This is a genomic window from Amycolatopsis sp. N2S4-7, from assembly GCF_058119595.1.
On record NZ_CP172299.1, the window covers coordinates 1,129,024 to 1,153,584 of the forward strand.

Consider the following 24,561-nt stretch of genomic DNA (forward strand, 5'->3'; position numbering starts at 1 on the left):
TGCCCTTAAAGGCAACTGCCCGTTCGGGCACCCGTGCCCGCCCGTCCGGCCGTTGGCAACCGGCCCGGCACGGCCGACAGTGAACCCATGCCGATCGGGCGGGACAAGCCACCACGGGAACCGTCCGCGCAGCCGGCACGTGCGGCGGGGCCCGCGCGCCGGGCGACCCCGCCCGCGCTGCTGCGCCTGCAGTCCTCGGCGGGCAACGCGGCGGTGTCGAAGCTGGTCGCGCTGCAACGGCAGAGCTGTCCCGCGCCGCCGGTCGCGCCAGCCGGCGTGACCCCCGCGGCCGACCCGAAGTTCCGGTCGCTGACGAAGGACGTCGGCGCCACGGCCAGGTCGGCGAAGGCGCACCCACCCGCCGGCGCGGAGGTCAAGAAGGCGCAGGACGCCGCGGTCGCCCCCGCCGACGACAAGGACGCGCAGGCCAAGGCCGCCCAGGCGGAAAAGATGGCGGCGGCGAAACCGGCCGGCTTCGACAAGGCGGCCTTCACCGCCGCGGTGAACGCCGCCATCGCCAAACAGGCGCCGAAGAACCTCGACGAGGCCGACAAGTTCGCCGGCTCCGGCAAGGCCGACCAGGTCAAGGCCGAGGTGCTGGGCAAGGTCACCGGCGGCAAGGACGCCTCGGCCAAGGACGTCACCGACCGGACGAAGGAGCCGCCGGACCCCAGCCGGGCCGTGGAGAAGCCGGTCACCCCGCTGCCGGAAGCCCCGGCGCCGCCCGCGCTCGCCCCGCCGGACCCGCGCAAGGCCACGCCGGACAAGGCGCCGCCCGAGCAGACCGATCTGCGCGCCGACCAGTGCGAAACCCAGGGCCGGATGGCCGAGGCCGGCGTCACCGACGAGCAGCTGGCGCAGTCGAACGAGCCGGAGTTCACCGGCGCGCTGGCCGCGAAGCGGGAGGGCGAGCAGCACACGGCTTCGGCGCCGGCCGCGGTCCGCGAGTCCGAAGCCGGGCAGCTCGCCGCCGTCACCGGCGCGGCCCAGGCGTCCGGGCAGGCTGCGATGGCGGGCATGACGGGGGCGCGTTCGGCGTCCGGGCAGAAGGGCCAGGCGGCGAAGGCGGCCACGAAGACCAAGGACGAGCAGGACCGGGCCAGGATCACCGGCGAGATCAAGGCGATCTTCGACGAAACGAAGACGAAGGTCGAGGGCGTGCTCGGGGCGCTCGACGACCAGGTGGCGAAGAAGTTCGAGACGGGCGAGGCGGCGGCGAAAGCCGCGTTCACCGCCGATCACCAGGCCCGGATGAAGAAGTACAAGGACGAGCGCTACGACGGGATCACCGGCGCGGCCCGCTGGGCCTACGACCTGTTCGCGAGCCTGCCCGCCGAAGCGAACAACCTGTTCCTCGAGGCGAAGAAGGTCTACGAGGTCAAGATGCAGGGCGTCATCGGCGACATCGCCGACTTCGTCGGCCAGAAGCTGGGCGAGGCGAAGCAGCTGATCGCCGAAGGCCGCTCGCGGGTGCAGCAGAAGGTCGCGTCCCAGTCGCCGGCGCTGCGCAAGATCGCGGGCGAGGCGGCGAAGGAGTTCGGCGGCCAGTTCGACGACCTCGAGAAGTCCGTCGACGAGAAGCAGGAGTCGCTGGTCGAGGACCTGGCCCAGAAGTACAGCGAGGCCCGCACCGCCGTCGACGAGGAGATCAAGACGCTGCAGGCGGAGAACAAGGGCTTGTGGGACAAGGCGAAGGAAGCCGTCGGCGGCGCGATCGAGACGATCACGAAGCTGAAGGACATGCTGCTCGGCGTGCTCGCGCGGGCGGCGGGCGCGGTCGGGCTGATCATCGCGAAGCCGATCGAGTTCCTCGGCAACCTGGTCAACGCCGTGAAGACGGGTGTGCTGAACTTCGGCGCCAACATCGTCGAGCACCTCAAGAACGGCCTGAAGGGGTGGCTGCTGGGCAACCTGGCCAGTGCGGGCGTCGAGATCCCGGAGGCGCTGGACGCGAAGGGCATCCTGAAGATGGTCCTGTCGCTGCTGGGCCTGACCTGGGCGAGCGTCCGCGCGCGGATCCTCCGGTTCATCCCGGAGCCGGTGCTCGCCAAGCTGGAGCAGACGTTCGAGGTCGTGAAGATCCTGATCACCGAGGGCGTGCCGGGGCTGTGGCGCTGGGTGGTCGAGAAGCTGGGCGACCTCAAGGAGATGGTGCTCGGGCAGCTCAAGGAGTTCGTGATCGAGAAGATCGTCAAGGCGGGCATCACGTGGATCATCTCGCTGCTGAACCCGGCGGCGGCGTTCATCAAGGCCTGCAAGGCGATCTACGACATCGTGATGTTCTTCGTGGACAAGGCGGCGCAGATCAAGGAGTTCGTCGACTCGGTCCTGGATTCGGTGGAGTCCATCGCCCGCGGCGGCGCGGGCGCGGTGGCGGGGCTGATCGAGCGGACGCTGGCGAAGGCGCTGCCGATGGTGCTGGGGTTCCTGGCGAGCCTGCTCGGGCTGGGCGGGGTCTCGGAGAAGATCAAGGCGATCCTGGAGAAGGTCCAGGCCCCGGTGGGCAAGGTGATCGACTCCGTGGTGGGGACGATCGTGAAGGCCGGCAAGAAGGTCTGGTCGAAGCTCAAGGGCGGCAAGAAGAGGGACGGCGCTCCGGATTCCCGGACGGCCGACCAGAAGCAGCAGGCGTTGCGGCAGGCGAAACAGGCCGCGGACACCGAGATGCGGAAGCCGGACGCGACACGGCAGTCCGTCGAGGCGGCCTTGCCGAAGATCAAGGACACCTTCCAGCTGAAGACGATCGCCTTGGTCCCGGCGAGCACCGGCAAGTTCAGGACCCACCTCGAAATCAACCCGACCGACGACACGAACGAACTCCCCCTGGGGCTGATGGCTCCCGTGGACGAAGCGAAGGTCTACCTCGGCAAGCGGTTCGTCGTGAAGGCGACCAACCGGGTCGCCAAGGTCACCGACGTCCGCCCCGACGGCTGGGTGACGCTCAAGTACGAGCTGGAACGCAACGCCGGCGGCCGCAGCAAGAGCTCCGAGGGGCGGCCGGCGTTCCCGGTGCTCAAGTTCCTGGCCAACACCCCCAACGGCGGCCCCGAACTCGCCCCGGCCGAAGGCGGCGCGGACCAGACGCAGTACACGATCGACGGAAAGACGCTGCGGCCCGAGTACCACGACGTCCGCGCGGTCTTCTACGGCGGTTCCCACAAGTACAGCGGCCACGACGCGGCGAAGATCGCCGCGGTGATGAGACCCGACGGGCTGACCTTCACGTGCCCGGGTGTCCCCTTCCTCGGCATCGCTCCGCACGTCACGGCGCGGACCAAACCGAACAACGCCGACAACTACGCGCTGGACCACCGGAAGTCCGTGGCCGGGCACTGGAACGCCCAAGGCCGGGCGAGGGGGCAGGCCGACCGGACGGCGTTCTACGCGGATCCGGGCAATCTCGAGGTCCTGTGCGCGTCGTGCAACAGCAAGAAGGGCTCGAAGGACGCCGACACCGGTGCGGCCGAGCGGTACCGCAAGGACGTGGAGATCCCGGGCTTCACCGGCCCCGACGGGAACCCGTGAGCCGGCCGGCTTCACCGGACTGCACGACGGACGGCCGGGGGATCGCCGCCATCGTCATAGGTACCCGCGATCACGCCTCTTCTTCGGTCTCTTCCTCACGCTGCACGTAGGTCTGCGCCATCTTCTCCTCTTCGCCTTCTTCGGCCTCGGGAGCTTCCTCGCGCTGGACGTGCGCCGCGTCGTCCTCGCACCGCTGCACCGCGGCCCCCGGACCGGCCACCGCAGCAGCCGCGGCGGGAGGCGACGACATCAGCCGGTCCGCGTTGGCGACGGCTTCGCGCTCGAACCGGTCGGACGGATCCGACACCTTGACCCCGCCACCGGTGTCGGTCCCCTCGACCGGCCCGCTGCGCTGCTGGACCACGTGCGTCAGCTCGTGCGCCAGCATGTGCTTCCCGCCTTCGGAGCCCGGGTCGTACTTGTCGCGCTGGAAGACGATGTTCGACCCCACCGTGTAGGCCTGCGCGTTCACCGACTTCGCCGACTCGTGCGCGGCCCCGTCGGTGTGGACCCGGACGTCGCCGAAGTCGTGGCCGAAGCGGGACTCCATGTCCGCGCGCGTCTCGGTGTCCAGCGGCGCGCCGCCACCCGAGCCGACGACGTCGTGGACCGGGGAACGCTCCTCCTCGACCAGCGACGCAGTGCCTGCGTTGCCCACCGCGCGCTGCAGCCCCAGCATCCCCGCCGGGCCCAGGACGTCGGTGCGGCCGGCCGCGGCCGCGCGGCCCATCAGGTCGCCGTCGTCCCGCTCGATCCGGTCGCCGCGTGGCCGCAGGCCCGGTTCGAGGTCGTTTTCGTGACTGTGCCCGCGCATGGTCGCTCCCTCCGACGCCCGTCCAGCTTGCCCCGGCGCCGCGCCGCGCACCAGACTGCGGTGCGCCGCCGGACGGGCAGCGAAAACTGCCCGAACGGGCAGCTCAGCCGTCGGTCACCATCGCCAGGTAGGGCCCGAACTCCCGGTCGAGGCAGAGCCGGCCGAGCTTGCGGTACTCCCGGGCGACCGCGCCGACCAGGTCGCTCATCGCCACCGGCCGGCCCGCCTCGGCGGCCAGGTACGCGCCGGTGACCGCGGCCGAGCGGATGTGCCCGCCCGCCAGCTCGAAGGCCTGGGCGAGGAACCCGAGGTCCAGGTCCGCCCCGCGCGGCAGCCGGGCGCCGAGGCAGCGGTCCCACAGCCGGTGCCGGAGTTCGACGTCCGGCAGCGGGAAGTCCACGATGACGTCGAGCCGCCGCGTGAAGGCCTCGTCGAGGTTCGCGCGCAGGTTGGTCGCCAGCACCGCGATGCCGTCGAACGTCTCCATGCGCTGCAGCAGGTACGCGCTTTCGATGTTGGCGTACCGGTCGTGCGCGTCGCGGACCTCCGACCGCTTGCCGAAGATCGCGTCCGCCTCGTCGAACAGCAGGACGCCGTTGACCCCGGACGCCTCGGTGAAGATCCGTTCCAGGTTCTTCTCCGTCTCGCCGACGTACTTGTCGACCACGGTCGCCAGGTTCACCGTGTAGAGGTCCAGCCCGAGCGACGCGGCGACGACCTCCGCGGACATCGTCTTGCCGGTCCCGGAATCCCCCGCGAAGAGCCCGGTCACGCCGCGCCCGCGGCCGCCGCCCGGGCGCATCCGCCACTCGTCGAGCACCTGGTCGCGGTAGCGCGCCCGCGCGGCCAGTTCGTCCAACAGGGACAGGACACCGGCCGGCAGCACGAGGTCGGGCCAGCCGACGGCCGGTTCGATCCGTCGCGCGAGCCGTTGCAGGCCGGCGGCGTTCTGGCTCCGCGCGCCCGCGCGCAGGTGGGCCGTGCGGACGAGACCGTCATCGGCCAGGGCGGTCACCGACGCGGCTTTCGCCGCGCGGGCGATCTGACCGGGCCCCAGCACGAAGTGCGCGGTCGCCTCCCCCGGGTCGAGGTCCGGGGCGAGCCGGCCCTCGAGGCGGCTGCGCCAGAGGGCCGCACGGCTCGCGGCGGGCAGGGGTGCCGCGTCGAGCTGCAACGGCGGGGTCGCGCTCCACCGCGGGTCCCAGGTGCCCGTGCCGTGGACCACCAGCGGGATCGCCGGGTGCGCCAGCTCCTCCAGCCGCGGGTCGTCCACCGGGCCCAGCACGATCCCGGCGCCGCGCAGCAACGCCTCCCGCCGCAGCGACGCGGTCAGCTCGGCGTGGCCGGGTTCGGCCTGCCAGCGCGCCGCGTCCACCACCAGCGCCGGGAACCCGGCCGCGGCGAGCGCGCCGACGCCGAGCTCTTCGGCGCCGCCACCGGGGTGTTCCCTGAGGTAGACCAGCCCGACCTGGCCGCGGATCGCGCGGGCGAGCCGCTCGCGGCCGGGGACTTCGACGAGCTCGGTGCCCAGGTGGGCGCAGCCGGCCAGCTCGGGCGCGAGCCGGTCGTCGCCGAGCAGGTGGTTCACCACCCGGTCGGGGACGCGCAGCGGGCGGGAGAGGAACGGCCGTTCCTCCTCCCCCACGCTGAGCAGGCCGCAGGTGAGCAGCGGGGAGCCGGCGTCGAGCCGGGCGCGGCCGGCGGCCGACGCCTCGGGGAGCCCGCACAGGCGCAGGGCCAGCCCGGCGGTCGCGCGGCGGCGGGTCACGTCGTCGTTGAGGTAGCCGTAGAACTGCTCGAACCGGCTGTCCAGATCGGGGGCGAGCGCGACCAGGAGCAGTTCGACGTCGACGCCGGTGAGGCCCGCGCGGTCGGCGAGCGGGCGCAGCCTGCCGTCGGGGACGGAGTCGGTGAACGGGGTGAACGGTTCGCGGTGGCTTTCCAGCAGCGCGTCGATCGCCTCGTTCGACAGGTACAGGCCGCGGAACGGGTCGTCGGGGTTCGGGTCGGCCGCGCGGCGGCTGTCGACCGCGTCGCGGATGCGTTGTTCGAGGCGGGCCAGCCGCTCGAACAGGGAGCCCAGGCTCACCGGGGTTTCCGGTGGGTCCGCGCCATGGCGACCCGGCGCTGCCCGTCGACCGCGCCGTCCTCGGACACGTGGTGCCCGATGAGCTCGCCGCCGCCGGTGTCGAGCTTGAGGCCTTCCTTCGCCGGCGGCCCGGCCGGGTACACGCGCCCGCTGTGGATCGGGGCGGAGACGACGACGTCCAGCGACGGCTTGAGCTCGCCGCCGAGCGCGGTCCACACGTCGGCGAACGCGCGGTCCTCCGGGGGCGGCAGCGCGACGGTCATCGGCACCGGCAGCCCCATCTCGGCCAGCGACCCGGTGAGCACCGAGGCCGGCACGGCCTCGTGGCGCAGCAGGCCGAGCAGCAGGTCCGACAGCACGCGGTGCTCGTCCTCGGGTCGCTGGGTCCACGCGGTGACCAGGTAGGACAGCTTGACGTGCTTGGGCGGCAGGTGCCGCGCCGCGAGCTCGCCGCGCTGGTCGTACTCGTTGAGCAGCCCGCGCGAACGGCGTCGCATGTCCTCGCGGACGTCGTAGAGGTAGATGTTGACGGTCGGGGCGTTGCGCCGGGCCGCCCAGTCCTTCGTGGGCGCGTCGAAGGCGACGTCGACCTCGCTCCCGCGCAGCGCCTCGTCCTTCACCAGCCGCCGCAGCGCCTCGTCGACCTCGTGGATCACCGGCGGACCTCCTCGCAGCGGTGGTCCCCCCACGGTGATCGCGAAACCGCCGGGCGGCCAGCCGCGCAGCGGCAAACCTTCGGGTACGCCCGGCTGCCCGTAAGGGCAGGCCGGCTCACTCGTAGAAGTAGCTCTGGGCGCTGAACCCGATGTCCGGGTTGAAACCCCAGCCGCTCATGGCGTGGCTTTGGCCGGTGCAGTCGGTGCCCGCGTACAACGTCACCGGGCGGGGCGCGGAAATGCCGTAGGACCGCGAAGCCGGGATCTTCCAGCAGCCGCTGAAATAGATCGTCGTCCGGTATTCGGGGCCGCCGAAACCCGCTTGGGGCCAGAAACAGCCGTTGAAGATCATGCTGCTGCAGACCATTTCGGGGGCGGCCGCCTGGGCGGGCGCGGCGGGAACGGCAAGGCCGGCGAGGGTGAGCAGCGGCAAAATCGACGCGATTCTTCGCAGTTTTCCCATTCGGGACAGGGTAGCCAGGCCACGCCGTGATCGGATCCCGCCAATGGCGGGAGCCGGCCACCGCGGCGACTGGGCCGAACGGGTAACCCGGCTCAACCGGTGGGCGCAGCCGGGCGTGGGCGGGGGCGTAGACCGATTTCGAGGGGGAGATCGCATGTTCCGACGCACTGCCGTGCTCACGTTCGTGGCGCTGACGCTCGGCGCCGCCATTCCCGCCGCCATTCCGGCCGCGGCGGAAGCGGCCGCGGCCGAGCCGTGCACCTGGACGGTGCAGAAGGTCGTGCCGCCCGACGGCTACGACCCCACCTTCACGCACGTGACGGGGACCGACAGCCACGGCAACTACTCCGGTTGGGTCCTCGGCCACGGCACGGACATGGGCCGGGTCGTGCTGTGGACGGACGGGCGGCCCCGGATCCCCGACGTTCTGGCCCCGTTCGTCTACCCGCAGGTGGCCGACGAGAACTCCGCCGGGACCGTGCTCCTGTCGGGCACCCTGCCCCCGTCCGCCGAAGTGGGTGTCTACCTGTTCGACGGCGGTCATCGCGGTGCGGGGGCGCTGACCCGCCTGCCCGCGCCGTCCGGCTACCTGATCGGCTCGGCCGTCGCGCTCAACGAGCGGGGTGACGTTCTCGCGTCCGCCAATGCCGTCGGCGACGGCCACCGGGTCGCCGTCCTGTGGTCGACCCTCGCCGCGGGACCGCTCGTCATCGACACCCCGGCCGGGTTCGCGCTCGACCTCGACGACGACGGGACCGTGCTGCTCGGCGCGCCGGACAACAAGCCCGGCGCGCTCTGGCGCCACGGGCAGGTGACGCCGCTGACCGGTGAAGACCGCCCGGTGCTGCTCCGCCAGATCCGCGGCGGCGTCGTGGCCGGCACGGCGATCGACACGCCGTGGCCGCGGTCACGGGCCCTCGCCTGGCACGGCCCGGCCGACCCGCGGCCGCTCGAGCAGGGCGGCACCGCGGAAGCGCTGAACGCGCACGGCCTGATCGCGGGCAGCCTGACCGACCTGACCGGACCTCCCGCGGTCTGGCGGGACACGGAGCTGCTGGGGCGGCTCCCGGTGCCCGACGGCGTCGACGCGGACGTGTTCGTCGTCGGCGACGACGACGTGGTCTTCGGCAACACCGGCAGCGCGTACGGCCCGCTGCGCTGGACCTGTGGCTGACGACTGACGAGCAGGAGCACCGTGCCCATGGCTGGGCTGGTGCGGCTGACCGTCACACCGGGCGGAGGTCCGGCTCGGTCGTGTCGAGCAGCCGCGGGTCGGGCCGCCCGCCGGACATGGCGAGGAAACCGCGGGCGACCCGGAGCAGCAGCGGCCAGTTCTTCGGGTTCTTCTTGTCCACCCCGCCGACGAGCTGCTTGAGCAGCGAGAGCGTGTCGAAGTAGATGCGCTCGCACACGAGCTTCTCGTCGGCGTCGAAGACGAAGTAGGCCGTCATGCGCACCCGGAAGCGGGATCCGGTCGCCGGGATCCCGCCGAGGGGGCCGAGGTGGGTGCCCAGCAACCAGAACTCGACGACGACGGCGTCGGCGCTGTGCCGCAGCGCGATCAGCTCGTGCCGCTGGTCGGGGAACGCGGTGCGGGTGTCGTGGTAGTAGCCGCGGACGGCGCCGTCGCCGTCGTGGACCGTCATGGTCGCGACCACCTCGTAGTGCGGGTGCGGGAACGTCGAGAGGGTGGCGTCCCAGTCCTGGGCGACCTCGTCGCGGAAGTGGTCGAGCACCAGTTTCTGGCGCGCCGCGAGGACTTCCGGGCCGGGGATGTCGAACTCGCTCATCGCGCTCCTTGGCATCTACGGTGTAGGTATCAGTCGATAACCTACACTGTAGGCAACGTCTGCCCGCCGACGGAAAGGGGACGCCTGTGGTCCGGACGGTGCTCGACGGAGCCCTGGCGCGGGCGAAACCGGTCGTCCGGTGGAGCCTCGGCCACGCGTTGCCCCGGACCGTGCTGCGGCGCGAAGCCCGGCGCGGAGACCTCCAGGGCCGGATGGTGGTCGCCGCCGCCGACGGCCGCGACCTGACGCCCCTGTTCGAGGAGATCCGCGCCGCGGGCCCGCTCGCCCGCACCCGCTTCGGCTGGATGACCACGACGCACGCCGCGGTGCGGGAAGTGCTCTCCAGCGACGCCTTCCGCACCGGCGTGGTCGGGACCGACGGCTCGGCGCTCGGCCGGCTGGTGGAGTGGTCGGCCGGCGAGCACCTGCACCCGGTGCGGCCCCCTTCGCTGCTGGCGGTCAACCCGCCCGAGCACACGAGGTACCGCAAGCTGGTCACCGGCGTGTTCACCGTGCGCGCCGTCGAGCAGCTGCGCGGCCGGGTCCAGGAGATCGCGGACGGCCTGCTCGACCGCATCGGCACCGGCGACCCGGTCGACCTGGTCGAGTCCTACTGCGGGCTGCTGCCGGTCACCGTCATCAGCGAGATCCTCGGCGTCCCGCCGCGGGACCTCGGCAGGGTGCTTTCCCTCGGCGCGGCCGCCGCGCCCAGCCTCGACCTCGGCCTCGGGTGGCGGACGTTCCGCGACGTCGAGACCGCGCTGGCCGAGTTCGACGCGTGGCTCGGCGAACACCTCGACCACCTGCGCCGCCACCCCGGCGACGACCTGTTCAGCCGGCTCGTGGCGGCCAGGGACGACGGCGTCGGGCTCACCGAGACCGAGCTGAAGGCCACCGCGGGGCTGGTGCTGGCGGCCGGCTTCGAAACGACCGTCAACCTGCTCGGCAGCGGGATCGCGCTGCTGACCGCGCACCCCGGGCAGCTCGCCGTGCTGCGCGAGCGGCCGGAACTGTGGGGCAACGCCGTCGAGGAGGTCCTTCGCCACGACCCGCCGGTGCTGCTGACCGGCCGCATGGCGACCCGCGACACCGAGGTGGCGGGTGTCCCCGTGCGCCGCGGGGCGCTGGTGACGACGGTGCTGGCCGGCGCGAACCGCGATCCCGCCGTCTTCCCCGAGCCCGCCGCCTTCGACGTCACCCGGGACGGCGCCCGCGACCACGTCTCCTTCGGCGCCGGGCGCCACCACTGCCTCGGCGCGTCCCTGGCCCGCATGGAGGGCGAGATCGGGTTGCGCACGATCTTCGACCGGTTCCCCGGCCTGCGCGTGCTTCCCGGGGGCCGGCGCCGCCGGACGCGGATCCTGCGCGGGTACGAGTACCTGCCCGCCGTGCTCGACGGCGCCCGGTGACCGGTCCGGTGCCGCGGCGGCGGGGCCGTCCGCCCAAGGAGTCGGGCGGCTCCCTGTCGCGGGAGCGGATCCTGCGGGAGGCGCTGGCCCTGGTCGACGAAGAGGGCCTGGACGCGGTCACCATGCGCAAGCTCGCGCGCCGGCTCGGCGTCGACCCGATGAGCCTGTACAACCACGTCGACGGCAAGGACGCGGTGCTGGACGGGATCGCCGAAGTCCTGCTCGCCACGATCCCGGCCGCCGCGCCGGGACGGGACCTGCGGGAGACGATGTCCGCGCTGGCGCACGGTTTCCGGGCCGCGATGCTGGAACACCCCCGCGCGGCCCCGCTCGTGCTCACCCGCCAGCTCGCGTCGCTGACCGCGCTCGCGCCGGTCGAAGCCGTGCTCGGCCCGCTGCTCGCGGCGGGCTACCCGCCCGACCGCGCGGTCCACGGGCTGCGGGCGGTGCTGGCGTTCCTGATCGGCACGTTGATGCGCGAAGTCGCCGCGGCACCCACGTTCAGCGGCGCCGACCCGGACGGTGTCCGCCGCCGGCTCGCGGTCCTCGAGGCGCCGGAGCTGCCGGCCGTCGCGGCGGCCGCCCCGCACCTCGCGGTGTGCGACCACGAAGCGGAGTTCGAATTCGGGCTGCGTATCCTGCTCGACGCCTTGGGGGCGATGGCCCCGCAGGCGCACTAGCCGCACTACCACGATTCGATCAGCGGGACGTCGCGCTCGTGCCGCGGGCCGCCACCGCTCAGTGAGGCGGCCCGCGGTGGCGACCATGGCCGGGCGGGCGCCGGATTTCGGACAGCCTCCGCCGGTGACGTGGACGACTCCCCCTCAGGAAGCCAGGATCTGCAGCGCCGCGGCGTGCACACCCGGTGCGGCGGCGAGGTAGCTCTTGGCGGCCGGGGTCCACGGGTTGCCGTCGAGGTCGGTGACGACGCCGCCGGCTTCCTGGACCAGCAGGACGCCTGCCGCGTGCGCGCGGACGTTGTCGAGCTGCCAGTGCAGGTCCATGCGGCCCGCCGCGACCTGGGCGAGCTGGTGGGTCACCGGCACGGAGATCCGCACGTAGAGGGCTTCCTTCGACATCGCGGCGAAGGTGGCGCCCATCCGCTCGAAGAGGTCGGCGTCGCGGCCGGGCTGGGCCTGGCCGGTGCCGGCCAATGCGCCGTCCAGGGACGTCTTGCCGGAGACGCGAAGCCGTATGCCGTTGAGGAACGCCCCACCGCCCTCGGTGGCGGTGAACATCTCGTCGAACAGCGGGAAGTAGAGCACCGCCAGCACCGGGCGGCCGTCGCGGACGAGGCTCACGCCGATGTTCCAGTCGGTCATGCCGTGCACGGCGTTGACGTTGCCGCCGACCGGATCGATGAGCCACCACTCGCCCGCGGCCAGCGGGCCCGAGCCGTGTTCGTCGTTGAGCCAGTTCGCGTCCGGCCGGAGCTCGGTCAGGGCGGGCCGCAGCGTGTCGACGACGGTGGCGTCGTTGTCGTGGAGGGCGGTGAGGAGCTCGGCGAGCCCGGGCTGGCGGGCTTCGGTCGAGTAGCGCCGCAGCAGCCGGGCGCCGGCGAGGCGGACGGCGGTGGTCGTGGCGGCGAGCAGGTCCGGCGTCATCGAGTTCTCCTGAGTTGACTTCGGTGCATTCGTTTTGGGGTAGGGTTTACCGGCATGCAAGTGGATCTGAATCTGCTCACGGTCCTCGACGCCCTGCTCGAGGAGGGCAGCGTGATGGGTGCGGCGGAACGGCTGCACCTGTCGTCGCCCGCGGTCAGCCGCACGCTCGGCCGGCTCCGCGCCGTGACCGGCGACGACATCCTGGTGCGCACGGGCCACTCGATGGTGCCGACGCCGTATGCGCTGGCGGTCCGGGAGGAGGTGCACCGGCTGGTCCGGCAGGCTCGCGAGGTGCTCACCCCGGCCCGGCAGCTGGACCTGGCCGAGCTGGACCGCACGTTCACGATCCAGTGCCACGACGCGCTCGCCGCGTCCGTCGTCCCCGTGCTGATCGGACGACTCCGGGAGCAGGCTCCCGGGGTGCAGGTGCGGGTGCTGGCCGAGCACTCGGCCGACACGGACGACCTGCGGCACGGCCGCGTCGACCTGGAGCTCGGTGGTGGCCGGGCGAACTTGCCGGAGTTCCGGTCCGAGTCACTCGGGCACGACCGGCTCGTCGTGGCGATGCGTCCCGGTCACCCGTGCGCCGGTCACCTCGACCTGCGCGCGTACGCGGCGCAGCCGCACGTGCTGGTGTCCCGGCGCGGCAGGCTCACCGCACCGATCGACGAAGTGCTGGCCGCCGAGGGGCTGCACCGCCGGGTGGTCGCGTCGGTGGCGACCCTCTCGACGGCCCTGCAGACCGCCGCCCGCGGCGACGCGCTGGTGACCTGCACGGAGATCCTCGGCCGCCCGCTGATCGAGGCGTTCGGGTTGATCACCCGGCCGCTGCCGGCACCGTCCCCGCCGGCGGAGGTCTGCTGCACGTGGCACCAGCGCTACGACACTGACCCGGCTCACGCCTGGCTCCGGGAGCAGGTGCGGGCTTCCTTCGGCGAGGTGACCGGCGGCTAGCCGGTAAGCGTGGGGGGGACCGCTGGGGAAGCCGGGCGCCTCCCCCAGCAAGGCGACCGGCAGCTAACCGGTCAGCGGCAAGGCCACCGCGCCGGGAAACCTCGGCGCCTCGGCCTCATCGAGCATCGCGGCGGCGACGGTCTCCCGGCTGACCTTCGCGCCGAGGTCGAACGGCGGCGCCTCCTCCAGTCCGACCGTGCGCCGATCGGGACTCTCCGGTCCGTCCGTGAGCAGCCCGGCGTGGAAGACCGTGCCGCCGGCCGCGAGGATCGTGTTGTCGGCCGAGACCTTGTCGCCCAGCCGGTCGCCCAGCAGCTTCACCAGCACGTCGGCCGCTTCGCCCGCCGCCTCGGCGGACTCCCCCGTCCCGTACGCGCCGAGCCAGATGATCCGCCGCGGGGCGGCCGCGACCAGGGCCTTGGCGCCGGCGAGCAGGACCCCGGCCCGGTCCGTGCCGAGGCCGGACAGGACGACGGAATCGGCGTCGACGGCCGCGGCGACGCTCGCCGGGTCGTCCACGTCGGCCGCCACCTTGAGCAGGCCGGGCGCGTCGGGCAGGGTGATGCGCCCGGGGTCGCGGGCGATCGCGGTGACGGTGTGACCGCGGCGGAGCGCCTGCCCGGTGAGCGCGAGCCCGGTCCGGCCGGACGCCGCGAGGACGGTGAGGTTCATGCCGACCACGCTAGGGACGGCCTCACTTAACATCAAGTGCAAGTTCGTCAAGCAGCACGTTACCCAGACGCAATCCGCAGGAGCCATTCCGAACCGCGTTCAGGTCTCTCGCCAAAACCGGGAATGCGGGGATAAACGGGGAACTACCTGAGCGAGTGATTTAGCCGCGCTCATTCCCGGGGCGTTCCGGCGGGCGCCCTAGACTTGTTCGACCGCGCCCGGCAGTTGTCCTCCGCTCGGCGGGTAACACGCACCGATCGGGTATCAGCCCAGGTCAACGCGATCATGATCACGGTAACGTCCTATCCGGACAGATGTTCTGCCCCGACGTCCGGTTCCCCGAATTCGCCGGAGGTCGCAGCTCAGAAAGGAACCCCGAGAAATCATGTCCACATTGCGACGACTGGCTGTCGCCGGCGCATTCGCGCTGCCGCTTTCCCTCGCCGTCACCGTGCCCGCGAACGCCCACCCGCTCGACTGGCCGCACGACTCGTGGAGTGCCGAAAGCTCCGCGAGCTGGGCCGGCATCGGTGGCGCGGGCACGACCGACACCGACGAAGGTGGCACCTACTGGGGTCACCACTGGTCGTCGACGGACACCGCCGTGGCCGGGATCGGCGGGGCCGCCGTGACCCACCACGCCGAGTCGGGCGTCGACGACGACTGGAACGACTGGGACGACGACTGGGACGACGACGCGGACCACTGGGACCACGACGGTGACCACGGCTGGGTCGGTCACGACGACGCCGACGTGCCGGTGGTGGTCCACGAGTCGCACCCGGTCGCGCACCACCCCGACCCCGCGCCCGAGGACCCCGCCGACCACGACGCCGCCTACGTGAACGAGTCGGTCACGGCCGACATCGACGGTGCCACCTCGTCGCACATCGCCAGCCACGCCGGTGAGCACTACGCCACCTACGAGGCCGAGCACCTGACGGCCGGTCCGTACGGTGCGTCCTCCGACGGCGTCCACTCGGCCGCCGTCCCGGACCACGCCGCCTACCACTCCTGGTACACCGCCGCGGGTGAAGACGGCGCGTCCACGCACTCGGTGTCCGCGGTGGCCGACTCCACCGACGGCCACCACTACGTCGACCACGACGTGGACTACGACAGCGATTCCGACTACTACGACAACGACGACGACTACGGCTACGTTCACGAGTACGACCACAGCTGAACCCACGGGCCGGGTCCGCGCAAGCGGACCCGGCCCGTTCAGCGGTTCGCCCGCAGCAGGTCCAGCACCGCGGCGGACTTGGCCTCGTCCAGGAACCGCAGCCCCATGAAATTGTCCCCCACCGTGAAGCCGGGCAACGCCCAGATCGCCTCGTACGGCACCTCGACGGGCCGGTAGCGCCGCAGGCTGTAGACGTTGCTCCACACGCACTTGCCCGGGCCGGGGTTCCAGAGGCGCCGCGCGAACGCGGGGTTGCGGAAGCTGTGCCCCACCTCCGCGGTGGCCCGGACGTGTTTCCGGCCGGTGAGCAGCACGACGTCGCCGGTCGTGACGGTCGCCATCCGCTTGTCGTGCTTCTCGGTGGCTCCCCAGAACCGCGCCCGGCCGCCCGGGTGCAGGGCGTCGAGCCGGGCCAGGTCCTCGGGAGCCAGCAGATCGGCGTACCCGGCCTCCCGGAACGGGACGGTCCTGTCCAGCGTGCCGGTGCCGTACCGGCGAGCCTCGGTAGTGCCGTAGGACGGCTGGACGAAGACCTGGCTCACGCCCCGGAAAGTATCAGCCGCCGTGGGTGGCGTCGCTCTGGTAGTCGGTGTACGTGTACGGGTTGTCCAGGATCTTCGTCTCCGGGACGTCCGGGTTCATCCCCTGCCGCCACGCCTCCTCGCCCAGCTGCGAGCGCAGGTATTCCACGGTCTCTTCGATCCGCCGCCGGACCGCGGGCAGGTCGACGCCCACCAGCCGGCCGTCGCGCTTCACGATCCGGCCGTTGACGAGCACCGTGTGGACGTCGCCGCGCTGGGCCTGGAACGCCACGTGGCCGTACGGGTTCAGCAGCGGGAACGACACGGGCGAGTCGTCGTTCTTCAGCAGCACCACGTCCGCCTTCTTGCCGACCTCGAGGCTGCCCAGGTCGGCGCGGCCGAGCGCGTGGGCGCCGCCGCGGGTGGCCCACTCCACCACCTGCTCCGCCCGCAGCGCCGCGTGCGTCACCGTCTCGCCCTTGGCGTGCGCCTCCAGGTGCTCGCGGGACCGGTCCGCGCCCAGCGTCGCGCGCATCGCCGAGAACAGGTCGCCGCTCCACCAGACCGACGTGTCCATCGACAGCGACACCGGGATGCCGTACTTGCGCAGCGCCCAGGTGGGCGGGTAGCCCTGGCCGGCGCTCTGCTCGCTCTCGGTCGACACGGACACGGAACCGCCGGTGGCGGCGATCCGGTGGTAGGAGTCCGCCGACAGGGACGCGCCGTGCACGTAGATCGTCTCCGGCGTCATGAACCCGTGGTCGTGCATCAGCCGGATGCTGTCGTCGCCGGTGGCGCCCCACACGCCGGCGTGCGTGGTCACCGGCAGGCCGAGCTCGCGGGCCACCTCGAACGCCGGTTTCTCCGGGAAGGCCGGGTCGCCGGTGACGTCGAAGGCGAGCTGGAAGCCGAGCTCACCGCCCGCGCGCCGGGAGACGAAGTCGCGGAACGCGGGCGTGCCGGTCCAGGTCGCCGGGGAGTCCTGGATGTTGCCGTAGGCCAGGACGAACCGGCCGGGCACGGATTCGAGCGCGTCGGCCGCCGCGTCGGCGTGCTGAGTCGTCTGCAGGCCGTGCGACCAGTCCACTGTGGTCGTGACGCCGGCTTCGAGGGCCTCCAGCGCGCCGAGCAGGTTGCCCGCGTGGATGTCCTCGGGCCGGAACACCTTGCCCCACTCGAGGTAGTACCAGACGAAGTACTGGGTGAGCGTCCAGTCGGCGCCGTACCCGCGCATGGCGGTCTGCCACAGGTGGCGGTGGGTGTCGATCATCCCCGGCATGACGATCCCGCCGGTCGCGTCGATCTCCACCGTGCCCGCGGGGACGTCCAGGGCGGTTCCGATGGCGGCGATCCGGTCGTCGGTGACCAGGACGTCCGTGCCGGGCAGGACCCGGCCGGCGTCGTCGATGGTCAGTACCGTGCCACCCCGCAAGACGATCGATCCGGACATGCAGGCCTCCGTTTGCGTACACTCGTCCGCCAGGCGGACATCAGGTGGGTGCCGTCACTTTCGTCCAGTGCCGCGCCGGTGTCAACTCCCGCCACTACGCTGCCGTGAGGACCACTGCAGGAGGAGGTCGCGCATGCCACGCGAGGGAACCGGTCCCGACTTCATCGAGGCGCTGGCGCGCGGCCTCGAGGTGATCACGGTGTTCCGGCCCGGCCGGCAGGCGATGACGCTCGCCGAGGTGGCCACCGCCGCCGGGCTGGCCCGGCCGACCGCCCGGCGGATCCTGCTCACCCTGGAGGAGCTCGGCTACGTCCGCTCCGACGGGCGTGACTACTCGCTGACCCCGCGGGTGCTCGACCTCGGCGTCGCGTACGTGCATTCGATGGGCCTGTGGGACATCGCCCGGCCGCACCTGGAACGGCTGGTCGCGCGCACGAACGAGTCGTGCTCGATCGCCCAGCTCGACGGCTCCGACATCGTCTACGTCGCCCGGGTGGCGGTGCCGAAGATCGTCGGGCTGACCGTGCAGATCGGCACGCGGTTCCCGGCCCTGCCGACGTCGCTGGGCAAGGTGCAGCTCGCGGCCCTGCCCCCGGACGAGCTGGAGGCGGTGCTGGCCCAGCCGACGCGCTCGGGACTGGTCGCGCGGTGGCAGCCCGGACGGGCCGAGCGCGACGCCGAGCTGCGGGAGGTCCGGGCGCGGGGCTGGGCGCTCACCGACGAGCAGCTGGCGCTGGGGATCCGGTCGGTGGCCGCCCCGCTGCGCGACGGCTCGGGCCGGGTGATCGCGGGCGTCAACGTCAACTGCCACGCGGCGGAGACGTCGGTCGAGCGGCTCCTGGACCACCACCTGCCGCTGCTGCTGCAGACCGCCGGCGACATCAGCGCCGACTTCGCCCGGCTGGACGACGTCCCGCACGTCACCGTCCCCGCCGTGTCTTGACCGGGGGGCAGCGCTGACGCAGACTGGCCGAGCGGACACTCGTCCGCCTGACGGACAGAAGGCGAGGAATTGCGTGAACTCACCCGCCGGCCCGCTGTCCGGGCTGCTGGTCGCGGACTTCTCCCGGGTGCTCGCCGGCCCGTACGCCACGATGCTGCTCGCCGACCTGGGCGCCGACGTCGTCAAGGTCGAGGGCCCGCAGGGCGACGAGACCCGCACGTGGATGCCGCCGGTGCGGGGGGACGTCTCCACGTACTACCTCGGCGTCAACCGCGGGAAGCGGTCCATCGCCCTCGACCTGCGCGACGAGGCCGACGCCGTGGTCGCGCGCGAGCTGGCCGCCCGCGCGGACGTGGTGATCGAGAACTTCAAGCCCGGCGGCCTGGCCAAGTACGGCCTGGACTACGCCAGCGTCAAGACGGCGAACCCCGGCGCCGTCTACGCCTCCATCAGCGGTTTCGGTTCCGGCGAGGGCGCGCACGTGCCCGGCTACGACCTGATGGTGCAGGCGATCTCGGGGCTGATGAGCCTGACCGGTGACCCGGACGGCCCGCCGTACCGGGCCGGGATCTCGGTGTTCGACGTGATGGCGGGCAACCACGCCGTCATCGGCATCCTCGCCGCGCTGCGCCACCGGGACGCGACGGGCGAAGGCCAGCACGTCGAGGTGAACCTGCTGTCCTCGGCGCTGACCGGACTGGTCAACCACAGTTCGGCCTACGCCGCCGGTGGCGTCGTGCCGTACCGGATGGGCAACGCCCACCCGAGTGTCTTCCCGTACGAGCCGCTGCCGACCGCCGACCACGACCTGATCGTCGCCGCGGCCAACGACGGGCAGTTCCGGCGGTTGTGCGAGGTCCTCGACCTGCCGGACGTGCCGGACGACCCGCGGTTCGCCCGCAACGCCGACCGCACGGAGAACCGGGAGGAACTGCGGCCGCTGCTGGTGGAGCGGCTCGCGAAACGCGGCGCGGTGGACTGGTTCGACGCCCTGACGAAGGTCGGCGTGCCGTGCGGGCCGATCAACACCATCGACGGCGGCTTCGCGATGGCCGAACGGTTCGGGCTCGACCCGATCGTCGAGGTCGGCCACGGCGAACGCGCCGTCCCCACCACCCGCCACCCCATCCGGTTCTCCGCGACCCCGGCCGCCTACCGGCTCCCGCCGCCCGAACTCGACGAACACGGCAGCGAGCTGCGCGCGTGGCTGACGGAGGACGGACATGCCTGAGCCCGTGTACGAAACCGCGCTCGGCGCGTCCACAAAGGACAAGATCACGCTGCTCGGCCACGACCTCGCCGAGGACGTGATGGGCACGGTCGGGTTCGGCGCGCTGGCGTTCTGGCTGGCCACGCAGCGCCGGCCGAGCCCGGGCGAAACCCGGGTGTTCGAGGCGGTGCTGGCCGCGCTGGCCGACCACGGGTTCACCCCGACCGCGATCGTCACCCGGCTGACCTACCTGTCCGCGCCCGACTCGATCCAGGGCGCGCTCGCCGCCGGGCTGCTGGGCGGCGGGTCGCGGTTCCTCGGCGTCACCGAAGACTGCGGCCGGTTCCTGCACGCCGTGCTCGCCGAGGCCGAGCTGCCGGTGGACGAGGAAGGCTGGGACGCGCTCGCGCTGAAGACGGTCCAGGCCCGTCGCGCGGAGAGGAAGTTCGTCCCCGGGCTCGGGCACCACGTGCACAAGGACGGCGACCCGCGCACCCCGCGGCTGTTCGCGATCGCCGCCGAAGAGGGGCTGCGCGGCCCGCACCTGGAGCTGTTCGCCGCGATCGGCCGGGTGCACCCGCGGGTGCTGGGGAAGACGCTGCCGCTCAACGGCGCGGGCGTCTGCGGCGCCGCGCTCGCCGACCTCGGGCTGCCCCTGGAACTGCTGCGCGGGTTCGCGCTGCTGGCCCGGACCGCCGGGCTGATCGGCCAGCTCGCCGAGGAGCTGCGCCACCCCGTCGCGAACGACATCTTCCTGTCGGTCGACCTGAACAACCGGTCGGTCGCCCCGGACCCGGAAGCCTGAGAGGAACGCCGATGCAGCTCGTCACCGAGGACAACATCACCGAGCTCGCCGCGCAGCGCTGGGCGAGCGCCCACGACCCGCGGACCGCGGAGCTCATGACCGCCCTCGTGCGCCACCTGCACGCCTTCGCCCGCGAAGTGCGGCTGAGCGAGACCGAGTGGATGGCCGCGATGCGGTGGCTCACCGAGACCGGCCGGATCAGCGACGAAAAGCGCGAAGAGTTCATCCTGGCCTCCGACGTGCTCGGCCTGAGCATGCTCGTGGTCCAGATGAACCACGCCTTCGACGCGAAGGCCACCCCCGCCACGGTGCTCGGCCCGTTCCACATCGAGGGCTCGCCCGAGCAGGACTTCGGCGGCGACATGTCCGACGGGCTGCCCGGCACACCGCTCTACATCACCGGCTCGGTCCGCGGCCTCGACGGCGCCGGAGTCGGCGGCGCGATCCTCGACGTCTGGCAGGCCGACGAGGAAGGCGCGTACGAGTCGCAGATCCCGGGCATCGACGAGGCGCGGCTGCGCGCGAAGTACACCACCCGCGCGGACGGGTCGTACTGCCTGCGCACCATCGCACCCAAGGGGTATTCGATCCCGATGGACGGTCCGGTCGGCGAGCTCGTCGGCGCGACCGACATCAGCCACTTCCGCCCCGCCCACGTGCACTTCCTGATCAACGCCGCCGGCTACGAGCCGCTGATCACGCACCTGTTCCAGGAGGGCGCGCAGTACCTGGACAGCGACGTCGTGTTCGGCACCAAGCAGGAACTGGTCGTCGCCTTCGAGCCCCGCGAGCCCGGGCCGACGCCGGACGGCGGCGAGTCGGCCGAGCCGTGGCTCGAGGCCCGGTACGACTTCGTCCTCCAGCCCGTGTGACCCGCGGTGCGCGCGGCGGAGATCCGGGTCGCCGGGCAGCCCCCGGTGGTGGCCGGCCGGCCTGAACCCGAGCCCGGTCCGGGCGAGGTCGCGGTGCGGGTCACGGCGGCGCCGATCACCCCGCTCGACCTGCTCTGCGCGTCCGGGACGTCCTACTTCGGCGTTCCGTCGACGCCGTACGTGCCCGGGGTGCAGGGTGTCGGCGTCCTGACCCGCCCGTCGCCGTCGCACCCGGCGGGGACGCCGGTCTGGTTCGCCACGGCCGCGGGCATGCGCGACGGCGACGGCAGCATGGCCGAGCACGCCGTGGTCGCGGCCACCGACCTGGTCGTCCTGCCGCCCGGCGCCGACCACGCGCTCGTCGCCGCGCTCGGGCTGTCGGCGGTCGCGGCGTGGATGTGCCTGACCGCGAAGGGCGGGCTCGCGCCGGGTGAGACCGTGCTGGTGCTCGGCGCCGGCGGGGTGGTCGGCCAGTCGGCGGTGCAGCTGGCGCGCGTGGCCGGGGCCGGGCACGTCGTCGCGTGCGCGCGGTCGGCGGCCGCACTGGAGCGGGCACGGCGGCTCGGCGCGGACAGCGTCGTGCGGCTCGAAGAAGGCGACGACGTCGAGCGGCTGGCTTCGCGGCTCGGCGAGGCCGCGGGCCGGCCGGTGGACCTCGTCATCGACCCCGTGTGGGGGATCCCGGCCGCCGCGGCGCTGCGCACCCTGCGCCCGGGCGGCCGGCTGGTCAACCTCGGCAGCGCGGGCGGCGACGAGTGCCCGGTCCCCTCGGCCGTCCTGCGCAGCCGGTCGCTGCACATCCTCGGGTACACGAACAACGAACTCGACGCCGTCCGGCGGCGCGAAGCGCTCCTGACGGTGGTGGGGCACGCGGTGGCCGGCGCGCTCACCGTCGACTTCGAGCGCGTGCCCCTGCCCGACGCGGGTGCGGCCTGGACGCGGCCGGGCCGGATCGTGCTCGTGCCCTGATCAGCGGCCGTAGCCCTCGGCGGCCAGGACCTTCCCCATCTGCTCGTAGGCCGCCGGGTCCTCCGGGGCGACGGTGGCCAGGCCGTCGACGTAGCGGTTGTACATGCAGAACGCCGCCGCGATCAGCACGGTGTCGTGCAGTTCGACGTCGGTCGCCCCTTCCGCGCGGGCCGCCGCCACGAGCTCGTCGGTGACCGCGCGGCCGGTTTCGCGGACCGCCAGCGCGATCCGCAGCAGGGCCTTGAGCTTCTCCGACACCGGCGCGTCGTCGATCCCGGCGCACGCCGCGTCGACGACGGCCCGGCCGCCCTCGATGGTCTCGGCGGCCGCGGCGGCGTGGCTGCCGGTGCAGAAGCGGCATTCGTTGCCGTTCGACACGACCGCCGCGATCAGCTCGCGCTCGCCGACGGTGAGGGTGCTGGGCCCGCGCAGGAGGGTCTGCGCCAGTGCGTTGAGCGGGACCGCGGTCTCCGGCCGGAAGGCCATCAGCGACCGGATCCCCGGCAGCTGCGGGTCGAGCGGGATGTGCGGCATCGGTTCCTCCTCGCGGGGGCGGAAGATCGTCCCGTGCAGTCTTTCGGCCCGCGGCGGCCCGGCCTACCTCCGTCTTGCCCAACCGGGCCGCCGCCGAAAGCCTCAGCCGACGCTGAAGTCGTCGGCGTAGACGGCACTTTGGCCGTACCAGCCGTGGACGTACACCGTCACCGCGCCGGACGCCCCGGTCGTGAACGGCACCGACAGCTGGGTCCAGCCGCTGCTGGAGGTCCAGGTGCTCGCGCTCGCCCCGCCCCGGACGCCGACGTAGGCGTAGCTGCCCTGCACCCACGCCTTGAGGGTGTAGGCGTGGTTCGGCGCGAGCGTGACGTTCTGGGCGGCTTCCCCGGTGGCCGAGGCGGTGGGCACCACCTGCAGCGCGTGGGTCCCGGAATGGGCCGGGGTGGCCACGATCGCGTCACCCGCGGCGCTCCACGGGCTCAGCGCGCCGGACTCGAAGCCGCCGTTGACGACGCCACCCGCGGGCGGGGTGCCCTTGACGGTGAGGGTGAAGGTGGCGCTGTGGCTCGCGGCCGTCGCGGTGCCGGTGACGGTCAGCGGGTAGACGCCGGGGACGGCCGCGGTCGTGGTGGCGACCGAGAGTGTCGCGCTGCCGCCGGCGGTCACCGAGCCGGGGCTGACGGACGCGGTGACGCCGGCGGGTGCGCCGGTGACCGACAACGTCACCTGCTGCGCGGAGCCGGACGTCACGGCGGTGCCGATGGTCGCGGTGGCCGAGCCGCCCGGGTCGACCGCGGCCGAGGCCGGGTTCGCGGCGAGGGAGAAGTCGTTGCCGGGTACGGAGGTGCCGCCGGTGAAGGGCTCGAAGGCGTGGCTGAAGAACCACGTGTCCTGGGCGATGCCGGAGCAGTTGTCCGCGGCGGCGCCGCCGGGGCAGCCACCGTTGTCGCGTTGCAGGGCCCAGAACGAGATTTCGTTGATGCCCTTCGAGACGGCCCAGTTGTAGACGGTGGCGGCGTCGGCGGTCGTGAAGGTCTCGGCCGGGCCGAAGTCGTCGACGCCGATCATCTCGGTGACCCCGACCATGGCCCACAGCTGTGCCTGGGTCTTGCCCGGGTAGAGGGCGCCGAGCTGGGAGACCAGACCGGTGGCGGCGGTCTGGGTGTCGGTGGCCATCTGGTGGGCGGCGTTGTCGTAGTAGTCGAAGGTCATGAGGTTGACGACGTCGACGCGGGCGCCGTTGGAGACGGCGTTGCGCAGCACGTTCAGGCCGCTGTCGGCGAGGCCGCGGGTGGTCGTGGGCAGGGTGTAGGAGATCTGCAGCGGGCGCCCGGAGGCGGCGGCCCAGTCCTGGACCTTCTTGATGGCCTTGTTGCGGCGGTCGATCCCGGCGGAGTTGGTGAGCGAGTTGTCCTCGATGTCCATGTCGAGGCGGGGGACGTCGTAGGTGGTGATCACCGACTCGTAGGCGGCGGCGATGGAGTCCACGCTGGTGCAGCTGTCGGCGATTTCGGTGCCGGTGTTGTCGGCGGTGTAGCCGCCGAAGGACGGGATGACGTCCCCGCCGCGGGAGCGGATGGTGGCGATGTCGGCGCCGAAGGTGGCGTTCGAGATCGGCATCCCGGTGTCGCCGTTCCAGTACACGGTGCAGGAGCCCTTGGTGGCGGCCTGGACGAAGGCCATCGTCAGGTGCTTGGCGCCCGACTGCTGCGCCAGCGCGGCCGGGCTCTCGCCGGTCCAGGCTTCGAAGTAGGGGGCGAAGACGTGCGGGGGCAGCGGCGTGGCGGCCTGGGCAGTGCCGGCCGCGGCGACCAGCGAACCGGCCGAGACCGCGGTCAGGGCCAGGAAAACGGACATTCGGGCGAAAGGTCTGCGTCGACGCATCTGCGCTCCAGTGCCGGCGGGGAACCGTGCCGCGGCGGTGCGCGGCGAGAACGCTTTCAGCATTGGATCAGACCAATCCGGGCGTCAAGGTCTAGACCACTAAACCGGCCGGACGGCGGTAGGCGTTGCTCGTGCTACGTTCGCGGGGAGCGACCACGCGCGGTGAGCAACGATCGGAACAAAAACGTTCCAACTCCTGGGGTCTGACGGTAGCGTGCGCGTCCATGCGGGTGATGCGGGGGAAGATTGG

At 72.6% G+C, this 24,561-nt stretch carries 22 protein-coding genes; 11 read left to right on the forward strand and 11 right to left on the reverse strand.

Translation table 11 applies throughout. From position 1 onward, the window contains the following. The first annotated feature begins 87 nt into the window (after window positions 1-87). Window positions 88-3,525 (forward strand): phage tail protein, encoded by a 3,438-nt coding sequence (locus tag ACH54P_RS05200; RefSeq protein ID WP_489911174.1) that lies wholly within the window; start codon window positions 88-90, stop codon window positions 3,523-3,525. Window positions 3,526-3,595: 70 nt separating this feature from the next. Here ACH54P_RS05200 and ACH54P_RS05205 read toward each other — a convergent pair whose 3' ends face one another. The 4 genes from ACH54P_RS05205 to ACH54P_RS05220 all read right to left on the reverse strand — a co-directional run bounded on the left by ACH54P_RS05205 (window position 3,596) and on the right by ACH54P_RS05220 (window position 7,547). After that, window positions 3,596-4,339, reverse strand: coding sequence for an eCIS core domain-containing protein (locus ACH54P_RS05205; RefSeq protein ID WP_489911175.1), 744 nt, complete (start codon window positions 4,337-4,339; stop codon window positions 3,596-3,598). A gap of 103 nt (window positions 4,340-4,442) precedes the next feature. Beyond that, entirely contained in the window at window positions 4,443-6,428 is a 1,986-nt protein-coding gene (locus ACH54P_RS05210) for an ATP-binding protein (RefSeq protein WP_489911176.1), read from the reverse strand. After that, window positions 6,425-7,084 carry a Pvc16 family protein gene (locus ACH54P_RS05215; protein WP_489911177.1) on the reverse strand — a complete coding sequence of 220 codons (660 nt, stop codon included), beginning with the start codon at window positions 7,082-7,084 and terminating at the stop codon, window positions 6,425-6,427. The genes ACH54P_RS05210 and ACH54P_RS05215 overlap by 4 nt, the downstream gene beginning before the upstream one ends. 115 nt (window positions 7,085-7,199) lie before the next feature. Next, window positions 7,200-7,547, reverse strand: coding sequence for a hypothetical protein (locus ACH54P_RS05220; RefSeq protein WP_489911178.1), 348 nt, complete (start codon window positions 7,545-7,547; stop codon window positions 7,200-7,202). Between the two features lie 154 nt (window positions 7,548-7,701). Here ACH54P_RS05220 and ACH54P_RS05225 point away from each other — a divergent pair, with 154 nt between their 5' ends. Further along, window positions 7,702-8,721, forward strand: a complete 1,020-nt coding sequence (locus ACH54P_RS05225; protein ID WP_489911179.1) for a hypothetical protein — start codon at window positions 7,702-7,704, stop codon at window positions 8,719-8,721. Between the two features lie 52 nt (window positions 8,722-8,773). Here ACH54P_RS05225 and ACH54P_RS05230 read toward each other — a convergent pair whose 3' ends face one another. Next, window positions 8,774-9,337: an ester cyclase gene (locus ACH54P_RS05230; protein ID WP_489911180.1), complete on the reverse strand. Its 564-nt coding sequence runs from the start codon at window positions 9,335-9,337 to the stop codon at window positions 8,774-8,776. A gap of 98 nt (window positions 9,338-9,435) precedes the next feature. On the opposite strand from ACH54P_RS05230, the gene ACH54P_RS05235 reads away from it, so the two are divergent. Further along, complete coding sequence (locus ACH54P_RS05235; RefSeq protein WP_489917123.1) at window positions 9,436-10,746, forward strand: cytochrome P450; 1,311 nt, start codon at window positions 9,436-9,438, stop codon at window positions 10,744-10,746. Further along, window positions 10,743-11,426 carry a TetR/AcrR family transcriptional regulator C-terminal domain-containing protein gene (locus ACH54P_RS05240; protein WP_489911181.1) on the forward strand — a complete coding sequence of 228 codons (684 nt, stop codon included), beginning with the start codon at window positions 10,743-10,745 and terminating at the stop codon, window positions 11,424-11,426. Before ACH54P_RS05235 ends, ACH54P_RS05240 begins: the two co-directional genes overlap by 4 nt. Before the next feature lie 144 nt (window positions 11,427-11,570). Here ACH54P_RS05240 and ACH54P_RS05245 read toward each other — a convergent pair whose 3' ends face one another. After that, complete coding sequence (locus tag ACH54P_RS05245; RefSeq protein ID WP_489911182.1) at window positions 11,571-12,350, reverse strand: inositol monophosphatase family protein; 780 nt, start codon at window positions 12,348-12,350, stop codon at window positions 11,571-11,573. A 54-nt stretch (window positions 12,351-12,404) separates the two neighbouring features. On the opposite strand from ACH54P_RS05245, the gene ACH54P_RS05250 reads away from it, so the two are divergent. Then, complete coding sequence (locus ACH54P_RS05250; protein ID WP_489911183.1) at window positions 12,405-13,304, forward strand: LysR family transcriptional regulator; 900 nt, start codon at window positions 12,405-12,407, stop codon at window positions 13,302-13,304. A gap of 63 nt (window positions 13,305-13,367) precedes the next feature. On the opposite strand, the gene ACH54P_RS05255 is transcribed toward ACH54P_RS05250, so the two are convergent. Continuing rightward, a complete protein-coding gene (locus ACH54P_RS05255; RefSeq protein WP_489911184.1) occupies window positions 13,368-13,976 on the reverse strand; it encodes an NAD(P)-dependent oxidoreductase in 609 nt (202 codons plus the stop codon). Window positions 13,977-14,361: 385 nt separating this feature from the next. Here ACH54P_RS05255 and ACH54P_RS05260 point away from each other — a divergent pair, with 385 nt between their 5' ends. Next, on the forward strand, window positions 14,362-15,162 hold the full coding sequence (locus ACH54P_RS05260; protein ID WP_489911185.1) for a hypothetical protein: 801 nt from the start codon (window positions 14,362-14,364) through the stop codon (window positions 15,160-15,162). Window positions 15,163-15,200: 38 nt separating this feature from the next. Here ACH54P_RS05260 and ACH54P_RS05265 read toward each other — a convergent pair whose 3' ends face one another. Together ACH54P_RS05265 and ACH54P_RS05270 are read right to left on the reverse strand one after the other, a co-directional pair. Continuing rightward, window positions 15,201-15,704 (reverse strand): hypothetical protein, encoded by a 504-nt coding sequence (locus ACH54P_RS05265; RefSeq protein ID WP_489911186.1) that lies wholly within the window; start codon window positions 15,702-15,704, stop codon window positions 15,201-15,203. A 13-nt stretch (window positions 15,705-15,717) separates the two neighbouring features. Beyond that, window positions 15,718-17,133 (reverse strand): amidohydrolase family protein, encoded by a 1,416-nt coding sequence (locus ACH54P_RS05270; protein ID WP_489911187.1) that lies wholly within the window; start codon window positions 17,131-17,133, stop codon window positions 15,718-15,720. A gap of 133 nt (window positions 17,134-17,266) precedes the next feature. On the opposite strand from ACH54P_RS05270, the gene ACH54P_RS05275 reads away from it, so the two are divergent. The 5 genes from ACH54P_RS05275 (at window position 17,267) to ACH54P_RS05295 (ending at window position 21,932) form a co-directional block, all read left to right on the forward strand. Continuing rightward, window positions 17,267-18,076 (forward strand): IclR family transcriptional regulator domain-containing protein, encoded by an 810-nt coding sequence (locus tag ACH54P_RS05275; RefSeq protein WP_489911188.1) that lies wholly within the window; start codon window positions 17,267-17,269, stop codon window positions 18,074-18,076. Between the two features lie 73 nt (window positions 18,077-18,149). Beyond that, window positions 18,150-19,307: a CaiB/BaiF CoA transferase family protein gene (locus ACH54P_RS05280; protein ID WP_489911189.1), complete on the forward strand. Its 1,158-nt coding sequence runs from the start codon at window positions 18,150-18,152 to the stop codon at window positions 19,305-19,307. Continuing rightward, complete coding sequence (locus ACH54P_RS05285; protein WP_489911190.1) at window positions 19,300-20,091, forward strand: citryl-CoA lyase; 792 nt, start codon at window positions 19,300-19,302, stop codon at window positions 20,089-20,091. The genes ACH54P_RS05280 and ACH54P_RS05285 overlap by 8 nt, the downstream gene beginning before the upstream one ends. A gap of 11 nt (window positions 20,092-20,102) precedes the next feature. Then, complete coding sequence (locus ACH54P_RS05290; protein ID WP_489911191.1) at window positions 20,103-20,963, forward strand: dioxygenase family protein; 861 nt, start codon at window positions 20,103-20,105, stop codon at window positions 20,961-20,963. 6 nt (window positions 20,964-20,969) lie between these two features. Further along, window positions 20,970-21,932, forward strand: a complete 963-nt coding sequence (locus ACH54P_RS05295; RefSeq protein ID WP_489911192.1) for a quinone oxidoreductase family protein — start codon at window positions 20,970-20,972, stop codon at window positions 21,930-21,932. Here the strand turns inward: ACH54P_RS05295 and ACH54P_RS05300 are convergent, their stop codons facing one another. Continuing rightward, on the reverse strand, window positions 21,933-22,466 hold the full coding sequence (locus tag ACH54P_RS05300; protein ID WP_489911193.1) for a carboxymuconolactone decarboxylase family protein: 534 nt from the start codon (window positions 22,464-22,466) through the stop codon (window positions 21,933-21,935). Between the two features lie 102 nt (window positions 22,467-22,568). Then, complete coding sequence (locus ACH54P_RS05305) at window positions 22,569-24,284, reverse strand: glycosyl hydrolase family 18 protein (protein ID WP_489911194.1); 1,716 nt, start codon at window positions 24,282-24,284, stop codon at window positions 22,569-22,571. Between the last annotated feature and the right edge of the window lie 277 nt (window positions 24,285-24,561).